The 1,521-nt window shown below is 66.4% G+C and carries 1 protein-coding gene; it reads left to right on the top strand.

The features are described from left to right. Positions 1-417: 417 nt before the first annotated feature. The gene (locus tag ASG00_RS01905; protein ID WP_162238317.1) at positions 418-1,485 is read left to right on the top strand and encodes a hypothetical protein; all 1,068 of its coding nucleotides are present in this window, start codon (positions 418-420) and stop codon (positions 1,483-1,485) included. Positions 1,486-1,521: the final 36 nt, after the last annotated feature.

Below are 1,521 nucleotides of genomic sequence, written 5' to 3' on the forward strand. Positions count from 1 at the left end.
CGCGGCCCGAGTCGCCGCTGTTCACCGAGTGGGTACCCGAGGACTACGACGACTTCTATGCGGGGCCTCGCGTGGGCACGGACGTCACTCTGATGCTGCCGATCGATTACACGTTGGGGGACGTGAACCATGAGACGAACGCACGTCGATAACGACGCCTTCATCTTCGCGACCGACGTGACCATCGACGGCGGGTACCGCACGACGGTAGCCGTGCAGTGGTCGGCGTTCCCGTTCCCGGCGGCACCCGCCCACCTCACCGCGATCGACCGCTTCCTCACGCCGCGCCCTGAAGTCGCCGAGGCGTGGTTCGTCTTCCCGACCGACGCGCGAAAGAGCTTCGACGATCTGAGCCAGCTCGACGAGTTCAAGAACCGCGCGCTTCACCTCGGCCTCGTGCACTATCGACTGTTCGAAGTGAGCGAAGGCGGATCCTGGACGGAGGTGCCCATCGGTGCTCTGCCGCCGGGCTACGAGCCGCTAGTGCTCGATCCGGTGATAGTGCAGCACGTGCAGAGCGATGGGATGCGGCAGATCTTCCGCGATACCGAATCCCTGTCGCCAGCGAGCGCCGGCTATCACTACGAGCGGCCCGGCCGAGGGCACTCGGAGGTTTTCATGCGGACCTCGCAGTCGGTGGCGCGCGCCCAGCACGCATACTTCATCGCCATGTGCATGCTGTCGCTGCTCACGCCCACCCCGGGCGCCCGCCTGTTCGCCGACACCGGCGGCATCATCCCGCTCCTGCACGCAGTGAAAGACCTGTGGGCGCGGATGGATTCGAGGGTGAGCGGCGTCTCCGTCGACACGTTCGGCGGCTACGAGGGCTATGAGGACAATCTCAAGCTGGTCCCGAACCGGGATTGGGTGGTGATCTCGAGTTCGAGCTCGGGCTCGCTCGCGCACGAGCTCGTCTCGCGCGGCTACGCGCCCGCCAACCGCATCGTCACGGCGTTCTACCTGTCGCGGACGCCGCCGCTCGCGGAGAACGGCGCGGTACTGTGCGACCTATCGAACCTCGACGAGCCGTACGTCGAGTCGGTGCGCGATCCGCGCCTGCGGCCCCACGACTCGTACCGCGTGTCGGAGGACCAGCACTGCGAGTTCTGCGAGCAGGGAAGCCATCCGATCGAGCTGATCGGCGACAGCTTCTTTCCCGCTCCGACGAACCTGAAGCTGAGGATGCCGTCGATTCTGGACCGCCCCCTGAACGGAGAGCGCAAGCGCCCGAAGGCGGTGATGAGGAACTTCGATCATGAGGAGTACTTTCGGGACTTCTACGGCCTCGGCGCGATCGTCGGGCCGGGAACCGTTTCGCCGAGCGCCGGCTCGTCGGACACGGCCCTGCAGTACGGCGTGTCCACGCGCCTGTCGCACCTGCTGGCCAGCGACGAGGCGCGCTCGGCGGGTGTGAGAGAGCGCATCCTCGTGGCGCTCGGGCTGATCGTGGACGATGCGGCGACGTGGGCTGACCCCGTTTCGTAGGTCCAGTCGTTATGAGAGTCGTCCTGTTGTCCGCGG

The sequence above is a fragment of the Microbacterium sp. Leaf351 genome, from assembly GCF_001423825.1.
Lineage (GTDB): Bacteria > Actinomycetota > Actinomycetes > Actinomycetales > Microbacteriaceae > Microbacterium > Microbacterium ginsengisoli.